The sequence below is a fragment of the Rhizobium sp. BG4 genome (genome assembly GCF_016864575.1).
In the GTDB taxonomy this organism is placed as follows: Bacteria; Pseudomonadota; Alphaproteobacteria; order Rhizobiales; family Rhizobiaceae; genus Rhizobium.
This window is the reverse complement of the sequence record NZ_CP044125.1, coordinates 1,624,757-1,639,328: the sequence shown is the minus strand read 5'-3', so window position 1 is coordinate 1,639,328 and position 14,572 is coordinate 1,624,757. Positions and strand designations below refer to the sequence as shown.

Here is a 14,572-nt window from a genome sequence, read left to right as displayed (position 1 = left end):
AAAACCAAACTCTCTCCTGTTTTTCGCCGCCATTTTCCTTATTCTCGGTGCAACTGAAATGACAGGGGTTGGCGAATGGCGTTTGTGTGGTCGAAGAAGAGTCTGGTTGTTGCTTTCATGGCGCTGAGCGCGCTGACCTTGCCCGTCAAGGCTCAAGAGCAGACCTTCCAGATCGGCACGTCGTCCATCGGTGAACTCAAATACAAGCCCGGCTTCAAGCGCTTCGACTACGTCAATCCGGATGCGCCGAAGGGCGGCACGCTCAATCTGTCGACGACGGGGACTTTCGATACGTTCAATCCCCTGCTTTCGAAGGGTGAGCTGGCGGATGGCTCGCCGCTGGTATTCGAAACCCTGACCAAGTCCGCCGACGACGAGTTGCTGGCCAGTTACGGCCTCTTGGCAGAAGGTGTTTCCTATCCTGCCGATTTCTCCAGCGCGACCTTCAGGCTGCGGGCCGAAGCAAAGTGGGCCGATGGCCAGCCTGTCACGCCAGAAGACGTCATCTTCAGCCTCGACAAGGCAAAGGAGCTCAATCCGCTTCTGTCGAACTACTATAAGCATGTCGCGAAAGCCGAGAAGACCGGCGACCGCGACGTTACCTTTACCTTCGATGAGAAGGGCAACAAGGAACTCCCGAACATCCTCGGCCAGCTGACGATCCTGCCAAAACACTGGTGGGAGGGCATGGGCGCCGACGGCAAACCCCGTGATATCGGCAAGACGACGCTTGAGGCGCCGATGGGCTCTGGCCCTTACAAGATTGCCGCCTTCACTGCCGGTTCCACAGTGCGCTATGAATTGCGCGACGACTATTGGGGCAAGGACCTCAACGTCAATGTCGGCCAGAACAACTTCCGCAACATCACCTACACTTTCTTCGGCGACCGCGATGTCGAGTTCGAAGCCTTCCGTGCCGGCAATGTCGACTACCGCCAGGAAAACCAGGCGAGCCGCTGGGCGACCGCCTATGATTTTCCCGCCGTCAAGGATGGCCGCGTGATCCGCGAGGAGGTCCCGAACGCTCTTCGTTCGGTCGGCATCATGCAGGCGCTGACGCCCAATACCAGGCGCGACCAGTTCAAGGATCCGCGTGTTCGCGAAGCGCTCAACTACGCCTTCGACTTCGAGGACCTGAACAAGAACCTCGCCTACAACGCCTTCAAGCGGATCGACAGCTACTTCTGGGGTACCGAGCTTGCCGCGTCGGGCCTGCCGCAGGGGCGTGAACTCGAAATTCTGCAGGGCATGAAGGATCAGGTGCCGCCGGAAGTCTTCACGACGCCGTACACCAACCCTGTTGCCGGTGATCCGCAGAAGCTGCGTGACAACCTCAAGACCGCGATTGGCCTTTTCAAGGAGGCGGGGTACGAGTTGAAGGGCAACCGGATGGTCAACAGCAAGACTGGCCAGCCCATGAGCTTCGAGATCCTGCTCTCCAATTCGTCTTTCGAGCGCTCGGTCATGCCATTTGCCAACAATCTCAAGAAGATCGGCATCGAAGCCCGGCTGCGCACCGTCGACGCATCCCAATACACCAATCGCGTCCGCAGCTTTGACTACGACATGATCTGGTCGATCTGGGGCGAGACCATGAACCCCGGCAACGAGCAGATGGACTATTGGGGTTCCCAGGCTGCCACTCAGCAGGGATCGCGAAACTACGCCGGCATCTCAAATCCCGCTATCGACGCCCTGATCAAGATGATCATCTTTGCCCCCAATCGCGATGAACAGGTTGCGGCGATCAAGGCAATGGACCGTGTGCTGCTGGCCAACCACTATGTCGTGCCACTGTTCTACAGCAACAACTCGCGTCTGGCCCATTGGGACAGGATGGCCCATCCCGCTGAACTGCCCGAATATTCCATCGGCTTCCCCGAAGTCTGGTGGTCGAAGGACGCGAAATAGCGGACTTGCATTGGCAGGGCCGCTGGGGTCCAAATGGTCCATTCGAATCACCATGAAGAAGCCGGGCTAACCGGCGAAAGGCTTATGGATTGACGACTTCTGACAGGATGCGCATCCCGGCGAAATTCAAGACCTGGAAGGCCGCGCGCTGATGGGAGCCTATATCCTTCGCCGCCTGCTTCTGATGATACCGACGATCGTCGGCATCATGGCGATTTCCTTCACCGTCATCCAGTTTGCGCCCGGCGGCCCGGTCGAGCAGGTGATCGCCCAGCTGACCGGCCAGGCCGACAGCGCCGACCAGCGCCTTTCCGGCGGTGGCGGCGATCTGCTGGGGCAGGGCGGTGATGAAGGCTCGAAATATCGCGGCGCCCAGGGCCTCGATCCTGAATTGATCGCCAAGCTTGAAAAACAGTTCGGCTTCGACAAGCCGCCGCTCACTCGCTTCGGCGAGATGATGTGGAACTACATCCGCTTCGATTTTGGCGAGAGCTTCTTCCGCAACACCTCGGTTCTCGACCTGATCAAGGACAAGCTGCCGGTCTCGATCTCGCTCGGCGTCTGGATCATGATCTTTTCCTACGTGATCTCGATCCCGCTCGGCATCCGCAAGGCGGTCAAGGACGGCTCGACCTTCGATGTCTGGACGTCGGGTGTGATCATCGTCGGCTATGCAGTTCCGAGCTTCCTGTTCGGCATCCTGCTGATCGTTCTCTTCGCCGGCGGCTCCTTCTATGACTGGTTCCCGCTGCGCGGCCTGGTCTCGGATAATTTCGACCAGCTCGCCTGGTGGCAGAAGCCGCTCGACTACTTCTGGCATCTGACGCTGCCGCTGATCTCGCTCTCGCTCGCCGCCTTTGCCACGACGACGCTGCTGACGAAGAATTCCTTCATCGAAGAGATCAAGAAGCAGTATGTCACGACGGCGCGTGCCAAGGGCCTGAATGAGCGCCAGGTGCTCTACGGTCACGTCTTCCGCAACGCCATGCTGATCATCATTGCCGGCTTCCCCGGCGCCTTCATCTCGGCCTTCTTCACGGGTTCGCTGCTGATCGAGAACATCTTCTCGCTCGATGGCCTTGGCCGCCTCGGCTATCTCTCGGTCGTCAATCGCGATTACCCGATCGTCTTTGCGACGCTCTACATTTTCTCGCTGCTCGGCCTCTTCGTCAGCCTGATCTCGGACCTGATCTACACCTGGATCGATCCCCGCATCGACTTCGAGCGGAGGGACGTCTGATGGATACCGCTGCAAACCCCGCGACGGCGACGCCCGTCAAGCCGCCGCGCAAGGGCCTGCTGTCCCCGACGAACGTCCGCCGCTGGCGGAATTTCAAGGCGAACCGGCGCGGTTACTGGTCGTTCTGGCTGTTCATGATCCTCTTCGTGCTGACCCTGTTTGCCGAACTGATCGCCAACGACAAGCCGATCATCGCATCCTACAAGGGCGAGATCCTCTTCCCCGTTGTCGTCGATTATCCGGAAGAGAAATTCGGCGGCTTCCTGGCGGAGACGGACTATCGCTCTGATGTCATCGCCGACGAAATCAATGCAAATGGCTGGATGATCTGGCCGCCGATCCATTATTCCTACCGGTCGGTCAATTCCAACATTCCGCGCTCGGCGCCGACGCCGCCCTTCTGGCTGATGAGCGCCGAGGAGCGCTGCTCCGGCTATCCGCAGGGCGTCAACGATCCGAATTGCAACTACGGCAATCTGAACTGGCTCGGCACCGATGATCAGGCCCGTGATGTGCTGGCCCGCGTCATCTATGGCTTCCGTATCTCGGTGCTCTTCGGCCTGGCGCTGACGATCTGCTCGGCGATCGTCGGGGTCACGGCGGGCGCGGTGCAGGGCTATTTCGGCGGCTGGACCGATCTGCTGCTGCAGCGCTTCATCGAGATCTGGTCGTCGATGCCGGTTCTCTACATCCTGCTGATCATCGCGGCGATCCTGCCGCCGGGCTTCTTCGTGCTGCTCGGAATCATGCTCTTGTTCTCCTGGGTCGGCTTCGTCGGTGTGGTGCGCGCCGAATTCCTGCGCGCCAGGAATTTCGAATATGTCCGCGCCGCCCGTGCGCTCGGCGTCAACAACCGCACCATCATGTGGCGCCATCTGCTGCCGAACGCCATGGTCGCGACGCTGACCTTCCTGCCCTTCATTCTCTCGGGCTCGATCACCACGCTGACCTCGCTGGACTTCCTCGGCTTCGGTATGCCGCCAGGCTCGCCGTCGCTGGGTGAGATGATCGCGCAGGGCAAATCCAATCTGCAGGCGCCGTGGCTCGGGCTGACCGCCTTCTTCGCCATGTCGATCATGCTGTCGCTGTTGATCTTCATCGGCGAGGCGGTGCGCGACGCCTTCGATCCAAGAAAGACCTTCCAATGAGTGAGAGCTCCGAAACCCTCCTCTCGGTCAAGGATTTGTCCGTCGCCTTTCATCAGGGCGGCGAAACATCGCTGGCTGTGGATCGCATTTCCTTCGATATCCGCAAGGGCGAAGTCGTGGCGCTTGTCGGCGAGTCCGGCTCCGGCAAATCGGTCTCGGCCAACTCCATCCTGCGGCTGCTTCCCTATCCCTCGGCGAGCCACCCGACAGGTCAGATCCTCTTCAAGGGCAAAGACCTGCTGAGGGCATCGGACAAGGAGCTGCGCCAGGTGCGCGGCAACGACATCACGATGATCTTCCAGGAGCCGATGACCTCGCTCAATCCGCTCCACTCGATCGAGAAGCAGATTGCCGAAATCCTCGATCTCCATCAGGGCGTAACCGGTGCCGCCGCGCGAAAGCGCGTGCTCGAGCTCCTCAATCAGGTCGGCATCCGCGAGCCGGAGAAGCGGCTGAAGGCCTATCCGCACGAGCTCTCCGGCGGCCAGCGTCAGCGCGTGATGATCGCCATGGCGCTCGCCAACCGCCCGGAACTGCTGATCGCCGACGAGCCGACGACGGCGCTCGATGTCACCGTCCAGGCGCAGATCCTCGAGCTTCTGCGCCAGCTGAAAGGCGAGCATGGCATGTCCATGCTCTTCATCACCCACGATCTCGGCATCGTCCGAAAGTTCGCCGACCGCGTCTGTGTCATGACCAAGGGCAAGATCGTCGAGACCGGCACGGTCGAGGAAGTCTTCACCCGCCCGCAGCACGATTATACCCGGCACCTGCTGGCTTCCGAGCCTCGCGGAGAGCCGCCGCTCGCCGATCCCTCGAAGCCTGTCGTCATCGAAGGCAACGATGTCCGCGTCTGGTTCCCGATCAAGGCCGGGCTGATGCGCCAGGTCGTCGATCACGTAAAGGCGGTCGATGGCATCGATCTGTCGCTGCGCGCCGGCCAGACGCTCGGCGTCGTCGGCGAATCCGGCTCCGGCAAGACGACACTCGGACTGGCGCTGACGCGACTGATCTCGTCGAAGGGCCGCATCAGCTTTGTCGGCAAGGATATAGCGAGCTATTCGTTCACCCAGATGCGGCCGCTGCGCAACCAGCTGCAGGTGGTCTTCCAGGATCCCTATGGATCGCTCAGCCCGCGCATGTCGGTCGGCGACATCATTGCCGAGGGGCTGAAGGTGCATGAGCGCGCGTTGTCGCACGAAGAGCGCGACCAGCGCGTCTGCTGGGCGCTGGAGGAAGTCGGCCTCGATCCGCTGACCCGCTGGCGCTATCCGCATGAATTTTCCGGCGGCCAGCGGCAGCGCATCGCGATCGCCCGCGCCATGGTACTGAAGCCACGCTTCGTCATGCTCGACGAACCGACCTCGGCCCTCGACATGAGCGTCCAGGCGCAGGTCGTGGATCTCCTGCGCGATCTGCAGAAGAAGCATGATCTCGCCTATCTCTTCATCAGCCATGACCTGAAGGTCGTCAAAGCGCTCGCCAACGATGTCATCGTCATGCGCTTCGGCAAGGTGGTAGAGCAGGGGCCGTCGGCCGAGATCTTCAGCGCGCCGAAGGACGATTACACCAAGGCGCTGATGGCCGCCGCGTTCAACATCGAGGCAGTGCCGACGCCTGCCGTCCAGCAGTAAAGAAGACCATGTCTGCAAGACCGCCCGTTCTCGTCGATCTCAAGTTCAATCCTGAGGGTATCGCCCGCATCCTGAAAACCGCCTTTGCGGATCGCGGCAGCATCAATCTCGCCGATCCCGAGACCAAGGGCAGGGATCTCAGCGCCTGCGAATACGCGCTGCTCTGGAAGCCGGATGCCGATCTTTTCGACCGCGCACCGAACCTCAAGATCATCTTTTCAGGCGGCGCCGGCGTCGACAGCATCATGACGCTGCCGGGCCTGCCCGATGTGCCGATCGTCCGCTTCGTCGACCGCAGCCTGACAGTGCGGATGAGCGAATGGGTGGTCATGCAGTGCCTGATGCACCTGCGCGATCAGCGCGGCCACGACCGGCACCAGCGCGATCGCATCTGGGGCAAGATGGCGCCTCCGGAAGCGGCTGAAATCACCGTCGGCGTCATGGGCCTCGGCGTGCTCGGCCAGGATGCCGTGCGCAAGCTCCAGGTCATGGGTTTCAACGTCATCGGCTGGTCGCGCACGAAGAAGGAACTCGAAGGCGTCGAAACCTTCGATGCCGCAGGCCTCGATCTCTTCCTGTCGAAGACCGATATCCTCGTTGGCCTGTTGCCGCTGACGCCGGAGACGACCGGCTTCTACAATGCCAGCCTGTTCGGCAAGCTCCGCCAGGGCGGTGCCCTCGGCAAGCCCGTCTTCATCAATGCTGGGCGCGGCAAGAGCCAGGTTCAGGCCGATATCGTTTCGGCGATCGAAGGCGGCATCCTCGGCGGTGCCTCGCTCGATGTCTTCGAAGTGGAGCCGCTGCCCGCCGACGATCCGCTCTGGGGTCTCGACAGCGTCTTCATCACGCCCCACGACGCGGCGATCTCCGAGGAAAATGCGCTCTTCCGCCATGTCGAGCAGCAGATCGCCCGCTTCGAGCGCGGCGAGCCCCTGCAGTTCCTGGTCGATCGCACCGCCGGTTACTGACCGGCCGGGAACCTTCGCAGCCTCTTTTCGTTGTTCTTCCGTAGGCTCTGCAGCAGACCGCATCGCGGCTGCCCAGAAATCGGAAGGAGACAGGCATGGCGCATCAGATGGAAACCCGCTGGGAAAAATCCGATGGCAAGCTTCATGAAGAAGAGCAGATTTCTCCGGTCAAGGCCAAGCAGGGCCGTACCGGCAAGCGTATTCTGACGGTTCTGATCGTCGCCCTCGTGCTCGCCTTCATTGTCTGGATCCCGGTGGAGATCTGGGGCAAGCGTGAGGCCAGCGAGGTTGCGCCGCAGCAGCCCGGCCAGGAATTGCAGTCTGAGCAGCCGGCGCCACCGGCAGCCCCGTCGCTGCAGAATGGCAATGGCGTACCGACCGAAACGCCGAACAATTCGGCTCCCGCTGGCAACGCCCAGCCTGCGACCCCGGCGACACCGGCAGCGCCCTATGCGCAGTAATGGGGTATTGGGTCTAGGCGATCGTCAAAGGCCCTGCCGCTTCCCGCGGCAGGGCTTTGTATTTGCGCTGGACTTTACCGTATGATTTTTCGATAAGAAGACGCACAGGACCGGCCGTCATGTGCCGCGCACCCGGCCGGTATGCATGGGGTGGAGCATGGCCAAGACCGATATCGCAAGACGCGTTTACAATCACGCCTGGAAGCTGGACCCGATCGTCCGCAGCCTGATCGATACGGACTTCTACAAGCTTCTGATGCTGCAGATGATCTGGAAGCTCTATCCCGACGTCAACGCAACCTTCACGCTGATCAACCGCACGAAGCGGGTATTCCTCGCCGAAGAGATCGACGAGGGCGAGTTGCGCGAACAACTGGATCACGCGCGCACGCTGCGTCTTTCCAAGAAGGAGATGATCTGGCTCGCCGGTAACAGCTTCTATGGCCGCGCCCAGATTTTCGAGCCTGAATTCCTCGCCTGGTTCTCGCATTTCCAGCTGCCGGAATACGAGCTCTCCAAGAAGGATGGCCAGTACGTTCTGGATTTCCACGGCTCCTGGAAGGAGACGACGATGTGGGAAATCCCGGCGTTGGCGATCATCAACGAACTGCGCTCGCGCTCGGCGATGAAGGCGCTCGGTCCCTTCACGCTCGATGTTCTCTATGCCCGTGCCAAGGCCAGGATGTGGACCAAGGTCGAGCGATTGAAGGAACTCCCGGGTCTCAGGATTTCCGATTTCGGCACGCGCCGTCGTCACAGCTTCCTGTGGCAGCGCTGGTGCGTCGAGGCGCTGAAGGAAGGCATCGGCCCGGCCTTTACCGGTACCAGCAATGTTCTGCTCGCCATGGACTCCGATCTGGAAGCCGTCGGCACCAATGCCCACGAACTGCCGATGGTCGCAGCCGCGCTCGCGCAGACGGACGACGACCTTGCCAAGGCGCCCTACAAGGTGCTGCGCGACTGGAACCGCCTCTATGGCGGCAACCTGCTGATCGTCCTGCCGGATGCTTTCGGCACCACGGCCTTCCTGCGCGACGCGCCGGAATGGGTTGCCGACTGGACCGGCTTCCGTCCGGACAGCGCGCCGCCGGTCGAGGGCGGTGAGAAGATCATCGAGTGGTGGAAGAAGATGGGCCGCGATCCGCGCCAGAAGCTTCTGATCTTCTCGGATGGTCTGGATGTCGACGCGATCATCGACACCTACAAGCATTTCGAGGGACGGGTCCGCATGAGCTTCGGCTGGGGAACCAACTTGACGAATGATTTCGCCGGTTGCGCACCGACCGAAATCTCCGGGCTGAACCCGATCTCCGTCGTCTGCAAGGTCAGCGACGCCAATGGCCGCCCTGCAGTCAAGCTCTCAGACAATCCGCAAAAGGCTACGGGTGAGCCGGCCGAGGTCGAGCGCTATCTGAAATTCTTCGGCGCGGAAGATCGCGTCGATCAGGAAGTGTTCGTCTGATGTGATCAGGCGTGCGGCTTGCGCTTGTCTTCTTCCTCTTCGCGGATCGCATCCTGGTGATACCAGCTGTCGAAAGCCGCATCGCAGATGTTGGGATCGATCGCGAGCGGATCCTTCGCGCCAAAGCGCTCGCCGGGACGGCGGAACTTGACGGGGAACTGGTAGATCTTTGCGGATTCGCCTTGAAAACTTGTCGGCATCCTATCGCCTTCCATTATCTATGCGTACCGGTCATCCGGGCAGTGATAATAACAGATTGCCCATGATTTGCACAAATGGCTCAAAATATAGGCAATTATTGTGGGCTTCGTAAGCAGTTGATAAAATGTGTGAAAACTTCTGTGGCTCCTGCATCTTTTTCAGGCGTTTGGGCCTTTGAAAGAAAAACGCAGCCATCGCCCGCCAGTTCCCGCCTAACCCCCGCTTTCATTGAAAGTTAACGTCCGGTCTCGCCTGCGCCCTGCCTGCGCGTTTTGACGCACCCTGAAGGGCGGATTTCGAACTGGCACGCTACGTGCTTGTTAGTGTGCATCCGCTGGTGAAACGCACCCTCAGGATTTGTGACACGCACACGTTTGAGAGACTGGCCAATGACAAAGTATAAGCTCGAGTACATCTGGCTCGATGGGTACACTCCTGTACCGAACCTGCGCGGCAAGACGCAGATCAAGGAATTCGACGCGTTTCCGACGCTCGAGCAGCTCCCGCTCTGGGGCTTCGATGGTTCGTCCACGATGCAGGCCGAAGGCCGCAGCTCTGATTGCGTCCTGAAGCCGGTCGCAGTTTATCCGGATCCGGCTCGCACGAACGGCGTTCTCGTCATGTGCGAAGTCATGATGCCTGATGGCGTTACCCCGCATGCGTCCAACAGCCGTGCGACCATCCTCGACGACGAAGATGCATGGTTCGGCTTCGAGCAGGAATACTTCTTCTACGAAAGCGGCCGTCCGCTCGGCTTCCCGGAGCAGGGCTACCCGGCTCCGCAGGGTCCGTATTACTGCGGCGTCGGCTCGTCCAACGTTGGCCCGGTTGCCCGCGAAATCGTCGAAGAGCATCTCGACCAGTGCCTCGCTGCCGGCATCAACCACGAAGGCATCAATGCCGAAGTGGCCAAGGGTCAGTGGGAATTCCAGATTTTCGGCAAGGGCTCCAAGAAGGCCGCCGACCAGATCTGGATGGCACGCTACCTGCTGCAGCGCCTGACTGAAAAGTACGGCATCGACATCGAATATCACTGCAAGCCGCTCGGCGACACCGACTGGAACGGTTCGGGCATGCACTGCAACTTCTCGACCAAGTACATGCGCGAAGTTGGCGGCAAGGCATACTTCGAAGCCCTGATGGCGCAGTTCGAAAAGAACCTCGACGCTCACATCGCCGTCTACGGTCCTGATAACGACAAGCGCCTCACCGGCAAGCACGAAACGGCTCCGTGGAACAAGTTCTCCTACGGCGTTGCTGACCGTGGTGCTTCGATCCGCGTTCCGCACTCCTTCGTCAAGAACGACTACAAGGGCTACCTGGAAGATCGCCGCCCGAACTCTCAGGGCGACCCCTACCAGATCGCTTCCCAGGTTCTGAAGACGATCTCGGAAGTTCCGCTTTCGGGTTCGGCTTCGGCTGCTGCCTGAGGCTAAAAGGGTTTTCCTCCCAGGGGCGCCGGCTGCTTGCAGCCGGCGTTTTCTTTTTGATGCACCGGATTCCTTCGGCTGCGCGACGCAGCTATAATTGCGTCCATGGCTCAAAGAGCAGGCAGCGCCGATCTTCCCCTGCATGGCGGCAGGGTTCCCAAATGGCTGGGCGACCGGATGACGAAGCTTGGTGCACTCGTCACCGAAGCGATCGTGCATCACTACGGCCGCGACGAATTTCTGCGCCGTCTCGCACACCCTTTCTGGTTCCAGTCCTTCGGCGCCGTCATGGGCATGGACTGGCATTCCTCGGGCATCACCACCAGTGTTCTCGGCGCGCTGAAGCGCGGGCTGACGCCGCTCTCGGGCGAGCTCGGCCTGCATGTCTGCGGCGGCCGCGGCGCTCAGTCGCGGCGCACCCCGGACGACCTGGCCGCGATCGGCAACCGCGTTGGCATCGACGGCATTGCGCTGGCGCAGGCAAGCCGCCTCGTCGCCAAGGTTGATAGTGCCGCCCTCCAGGATGGCTTCGACCTCTATCTCCACGGCTTCGTCGTCACCGACGACGGCAAATGGGTGGTGGTTCAGCAAGGCATGAACGGCGACAACAGGCAGGCCCGCCGCTATCACTGGCTGTCCGAGGGCCTGGAAAGCTTCGTCAATTCGCCGCATGCCGCGATTGAAGGCCGCACGCAGGGCAACATCGTCAACCTCGCCGACAGGCGTGCCGAGCGCTCCCGCGCCGGACAGCTCGATCTCCTCGCGACGCTCGGCCCCGACCGCATCGTCCGCGAAGCCGCAGCACTGGCGCTTGACACGAGAAAGCCTGCGCCGCTGCCCGACCAGATGCTCCTGCCGCACCTGATCATGCCCGCCCATCACGATGTCCGCGAAAAGGACGTCAACATGAAGCGTCTGCACGGCAATCTGGCGGCCGCGGCGGATCGTGGCCCTGAAGATTTCGAGCAGCTTCTCCTCGTCCCCGGTGTCGGCGCCCGCACCGTCCAGGCGCTCGCCATGGTCGCCGAAGTCGTCCACGGCGCGCCCTACCGCTTCTCCGACCCCGCCCGCTTCTCGATCGCCCACGGCGGCAAGGACCGCCATCCATTCCCCGTGCCGCTGAAGGTTTACGACGAAACCATCAAGGTGATGAAATCGGCGGTCCAGAAGGGCCGCCTCGGCCGCGAGGAAGAGCTTGAGGCCCTCAAGCGCCTCGACGACCAGTCCCGCCAGCTGGAGCGCTATGTCACAGGCCCCGATCTCAAGGAGATCGTTGCCGGCGAATTCAGAAATTCGCCGGAATGGGGCGGTCGCAGCGTGTTCGGCTGGGAAGGGGAGGAGCGGTAGCTATTCCGTGCCGAGCCTGCCGAACTGCCCCGGCTTGCGCTTGGCAGGTACAGGTGCTCTGGCTCCCATCGGGTAGCGATCGGAAGGGCGCGGGCCGTCACCCGGAATAAACGCCAGAACCAGGAGCACGGCGTAGAAGAATATCGCGATCCCTTGGATCGCAATGTCGGGAAGCGGGATCGCCACGAATTTCGGGATGAAGACGGGCGCAAGCGGCACCAGCATCACATATTGCGGCCAGCCGATGTGCCGAATCCTGCTCGATACCATGTAAAGAAGACCGATGACGGTTACGGCCGTCATCGCGATCACCGAAATGAAGTGAAGCGTTTCGAACATCGACCGGCGTGCCGCAAGGTCCGCCGCTCGGCGATCGACCGAGGCGCCGCCGCCCAGAATCATGCTCATCGCGCCGGCAGCCGTAGCGGCTCGCAGTTTCTCCATGTCCTCCGTCGTCGGCTTGCGGCCGGAAGCAACGAGGTCGTTCAGAGCTTTCTCCTGCCCTGGAAACATCAGCGGCATGTTCTTGCCGTTGCCGGCCGGTCGTTTCGCACCAACCGCAGTATCGCTAACCGGCCGAGGCGCCATGAGCTCGCGTGCGGCTTGGTCATGCTGAGCCATGATGAAGCGCTCGATCGGGTCTTTGGCGAAATCGAAGCAGAACATGAGGACCAGCAGGATTGCATAGCCAATCCGTCCCAGCTTGGACTCGCCGAATATAGTCATGAAGTTGAGTTCCCCACCGCAACGCAGGGAATATGCCCTCATTGGTTGAATAAGGTCCTAACGAGTCAGCGTAAGTCCTATAAAATCTGCGGCTCGACAGGCAATCTGTCGTGTGGCGCCGCAACCGCGAGGCATGGCAATGTCGGGAAAAAAGAAAAATGGCGGACAAGGTGGGATTCGAACCCACGGTACGCTTTCACGTACACACGCGTTCCAGGCGTGCGCCTTAAACCACTCGGCCACCTGTCCTGCTTTTTTGATTGGCGTCAGTGGACGCAAATCGTTGGAACGGCGCGATATATACCGATGAATTTTCGAGGATCAACCTAAATCTAACAGATTTTTGACTTCTTCGGATAAAACTCCGCCCGCGTCATGCATTGCGCTTTCCAGGACACGGACTTATCGTGGCCCTGAGGGCGGAAAATGGCGTGGCTGGCCGGGGTTTTCGGCATCGGGTGCGCCGGAGGGTTTTATGCGTTTCTTGTTGCGTTTGAGTAGTCTTGTCGCGCTTGCCGTTGCGGTGATCGCGGGGACGATCGATTCCATCCAGTCCGTTGCGGCCTCCGCCGTGGTGATGACGCCGATGGGCGATGCCTGGCAGGATGTCAGTCCCGCCTCGCTTTTGGCGCTGCAGTCCGCAACCGCTTATTATATCCACCCGCGCTTCTACGCCTTCATCTTCCAGTGGCTGATGCTGCAGCCCGCTTTCGGCGTGTTTCTGGTGCTTGCGCTGCTGCTCTGGATGGTCGGATATAAGAAGCCCCCGGTTGCAGGCCGCTTCACGGCCTGATCACCGAAAAAGCAGTTTCGTAGCGGCTTTTGCGCAGAAATCAGCCTGATTGAACTGATTTTCGGCATCCCCGGCAAATTTTTACCACCCGAAAAATTTCTCGTGAAATTTTCATTCAGCCATGCAAGGATGCGCGAAGCCAGGCCTCCGGGGGGAGGCCGGTGGTTCCGCAGACATGCCTCGCAGAAGGCTTGCGGGAGGACCCCTAACAAATAGCAACAACAGGGCTGCAACTCATGAAAAAAACCCTCCTTTCTCTCCTGGCCGTGGCCGCGATGTCCACGACGGCGCTCGCCGCTGACATCAAGCCGGCTCTCGTTTACGGCACCGGCGGAAAGTTCGATAAGTCCTTCAACGAAGCTGCCTACAATGGCGCTGAGAAGTTCAAGAAGGAAACCGGTATCGCTTATCGCGATTTCGAGCCGACCGGCGATACGCAGGGCGAGCAGGCGATCCGCAACTTCGCAAGCCGCGGCTTCAACCCGGTTGTCGCCGTCTCCTTCGCCTGGACCTCGGCGGTCGAAAAGGTTGCTGCTGAATTCCCGGACACCAAGTTCATCATCGTTGACGCCGTCGTCGACAAGCCGAATGTCCGTTCGGTCGTCTACAAGGAAGAAGAAGGCTCCTTCCTCGTTGGCGTTCTCGCCGGCATGGCCTCGAAGACCGGCAAGGTCGGCTTCGTTGGCGGCATGGACATTCCGCTGATCCGCAAGTTCGAATGCGGCTACGAGCAGGGCGCTCGCTCGGTCAAGGCCGACGTTGAAGTGTTCCAGAACATGACCGGCACGACCGGCGCTGCCTGGAACGACCCGGTTCGCGGCGGTGAGCTCACCAAGAACCAGATCGATCAGGGCGCTGACGTCGTTTACGCGGCAGCTGGCGCAACCGGTCTCGGCGTTCTCCAGACAGCTGCCGACAACAAGAAGCTGTCGATCGGCGTCGACTCCAACCAGAACTACCTGCATCCGGGCTCGGTCCTGACCTCGATGGTCAAGCGCGTCGACCTCGCCGTCTACAACGCTTATTCCGACACCAAGAACGACAAGTTCACCGGTGGCGTCCAGGCTCTCGGCGTCAAGGAAGACGGCGTTGCCGCTGCGATCGACGAAAACAACAAGTCGCTGATCACGCCGGAAATGCAGGCTGCTGTCGACAAGGCAAAGGCTGACATCATCGCAGGAACCATCAAGGTTCACGACTACACGTCGGACAACGCTTGCCCGAAGTGATCCGCGATTGAGATGGGCGTAT

13 protein-coding genes and 1 tRNA gene are annotated in these 14,572 nt (G+C 60.7%); 11 read left to right on the top strand and 3 right to left on the bottom strand.

Features of this window, described 5'->3' with window-relative positions; genetic code table 11:
* Nucleotides 1-75: 75 nt before the first annotated feature.
* From F2982_RS08550 to pncB, 7 genes are all read left to right on the top strand, one after another.
* On the top strand, nucleotides 76-1,911 hold the full coding sequence (locus tag F2982_RS08550; protein WP_203429809.1) for an extracellular solute-binding protein: 1,836 nt from the start codon (nucleotides 76-78) through the stop codon (nucleotides 1,909-1,911).
* Nucleotides 1,912-2,062: 151 nt separating this feature from the next.
* The gene (locus tag F2982_RS08545) at nucleotides 2,063-3,151 is read left to right on the top strand and encodes a microcin C ABC transporter permease YejB (RefSeq protein WP_130279349.1); all 1,089 of its coding nucleotides are present in this window, start codon (nucleotides 2,063-2,065) and stop codon (nucleotides 3,149-3,151) included.
* On the top strand, nucleotides 3,151-4,299 hold the full coding sequence (locus tag F2982_RS08540; protein WP_203429808.1) for an ABC transporter permease: 1,149 nt from the start codon (nucleotides 3,151-3,153) through the stop codon (nucleotides 4,297-4,299). The genes F2982_RS08545 and F2982_RS08540 overlap by 1 nt, the downstream gene beginning before the upstream one ends.
* Nucleotides 4,296-5,933: an ABC transporter ATP-binding protein gene (locus F2982_RS08535; protein WP_112714096.1), complete on the top strand. Its 1,638-nt coding sequence runs from the start codon at nucleotides 4,296-4,298 to the stop codon at nucleotides 5,931-5,933. Before F2982_RS08540 ends, F2982_RS08535 begins: the two co-directional genes overlap by 4 nt.
* An 8-nt stretch (nucleotides 5,934-5,941) precedes the next feature.
* The gene (locus F2982_RS08530; RefSeq protein ID WP_203429807.1) at nucleotides 5,942-6,901 is read left to right on the top strand and encodes a glyoxylate/hydroxypyruvate reductase A; all 960 of its coding nucleotides are present in this window, start codon (nucleotides 5,942-5,944) and stop codon (nucleotides 6,899-6,901) included.
* 95 nt (nucleotides 6,902-6,996) lie between these two features.
* A complete protein-coding gene (locus F2982_RS08525) occupies nucleotides 6,997-7,362 on the top strand; it encodes a hypothetical protein (RefSeq protein WP_203429806.1) in 366 nt (121 codons plus the stop codon).
* 157 nt (nucleotides 7,363-7,519) lie between these two features.
* Entirely contained in the window at nucleotides 7,520-8,824 is a 1,305-nt protein-coding gene (gene pncB / locus F2982_RS08520) for a nicotinate phosphoribosyltransferase (RefSeq protein ID WP_203429805.1), read from the top strand.
* Nucleotides 8,825-8,829: 5 nt separating this feature from the next.
* Here the strand turns inward: pncB and F2982_RS08515 are convergent, their stop codons facing one another.
* Nucleotides 8,830-9,024 carry a DUF2735 domain-containing protein gene (locus F2982_RS08515; protein WP_112714088.1) on the bottom strand — a complete coding sequence of 65 codons (195 nt, stop codon included), beginning with the start codon at nucleotides 9,022-9,024 and terminating at the stop codon, nucleotides 8,830-8,832.
* A gap of 390 nt (nucleotides 9,025-9,414) precedes the next feature.
* On the opposite strand from F2982_RS08515, the gene F2982_RS08510 reads away from it, so the two are divergent.
* Both F2982_RS08510 and F2982_RS08505 read left to right on the top strand, forming a co-directional pair.
* Nucleotides 9,415-10,455: a glutamine synthetase beta-grasp domain-containing protein gene (locus tag F2982_RS08510; RefSeq protein ID WP_203429804.1), complete on the top strand. Its 1,041-nt coding sequence runs from the start codon at nucleotides 9,415-9,417 to the stop codon at nucleotides 10,453-10,455.
* A gap of 105 nt (nucleotides 10,456-10,560) precedes the next feature.
* Nucleotides 10,561-11,802, top strand: a complete 1,242-nt coding sequence (locus tag F2982_RS08505; protein WP_203429803.1) for a DUF763 domain-containing protein — start codon at nucleotides 10,561-10,563, stop codon at nucleotides 11,800-11,802.
* Here F2982_RS08505 and F2982_RS08500 read toward each other — a convergent pair whose 3' ends face one another.
* Together F2982_RS08500 and F2982_RS08495 are read right to left on the bottom strand one after the other, a co-directional pair.
* Entirely contained in the window at nucleotides 11,803-12,528 is a 726-nt protein-coding gene (locus F2982_RS08500; RefSeq protein WP_203429802.1) for a hypothetical protein, read from the bottom strand.
* Between the two features lie 159 nt (nucleotides 12,529-12,687).
* Nucleotides 12,688-12,777, bottom strand: a tRNA-Ser gene (locus F2982_RS08495).
* 226 nt (nucleotides 12,778-13,003) lie between these two features.
* Here F2982_RS08495 and F2982_RS08490 point away from each other — a divergent pair.
* Both F2982_RS08490 and F2982_RS08485 read left to right on the top strand, forming a co-directional pair.
* The gene (locus tag F2982_RS08490; RefSeq protein ID WP_112714080.1) at nucleotides 13,004-13,321 is read left to right on the top strand and encodes a hypothetical protein; all 318 of its coding nucleotides are present in this window, start codon (nucleotides 13,004-13,006) and stop codon (nucleotides 13,319-13,321) included.
* 236 nt (nucleotides 13,322-13,557) lie between these two features.
* Entirely contained in the window at nucleotides 13,558-14,550 is a 993-nt protein-coding gene (locus F2982_RS08485) for a BMP family ABC transporter substrate-binding protein (RefSeq protein WP_130279344.1), read from the top strand.
* Nucleotides 14,551-14,572 lie beyond the last annotated feature (22 nt).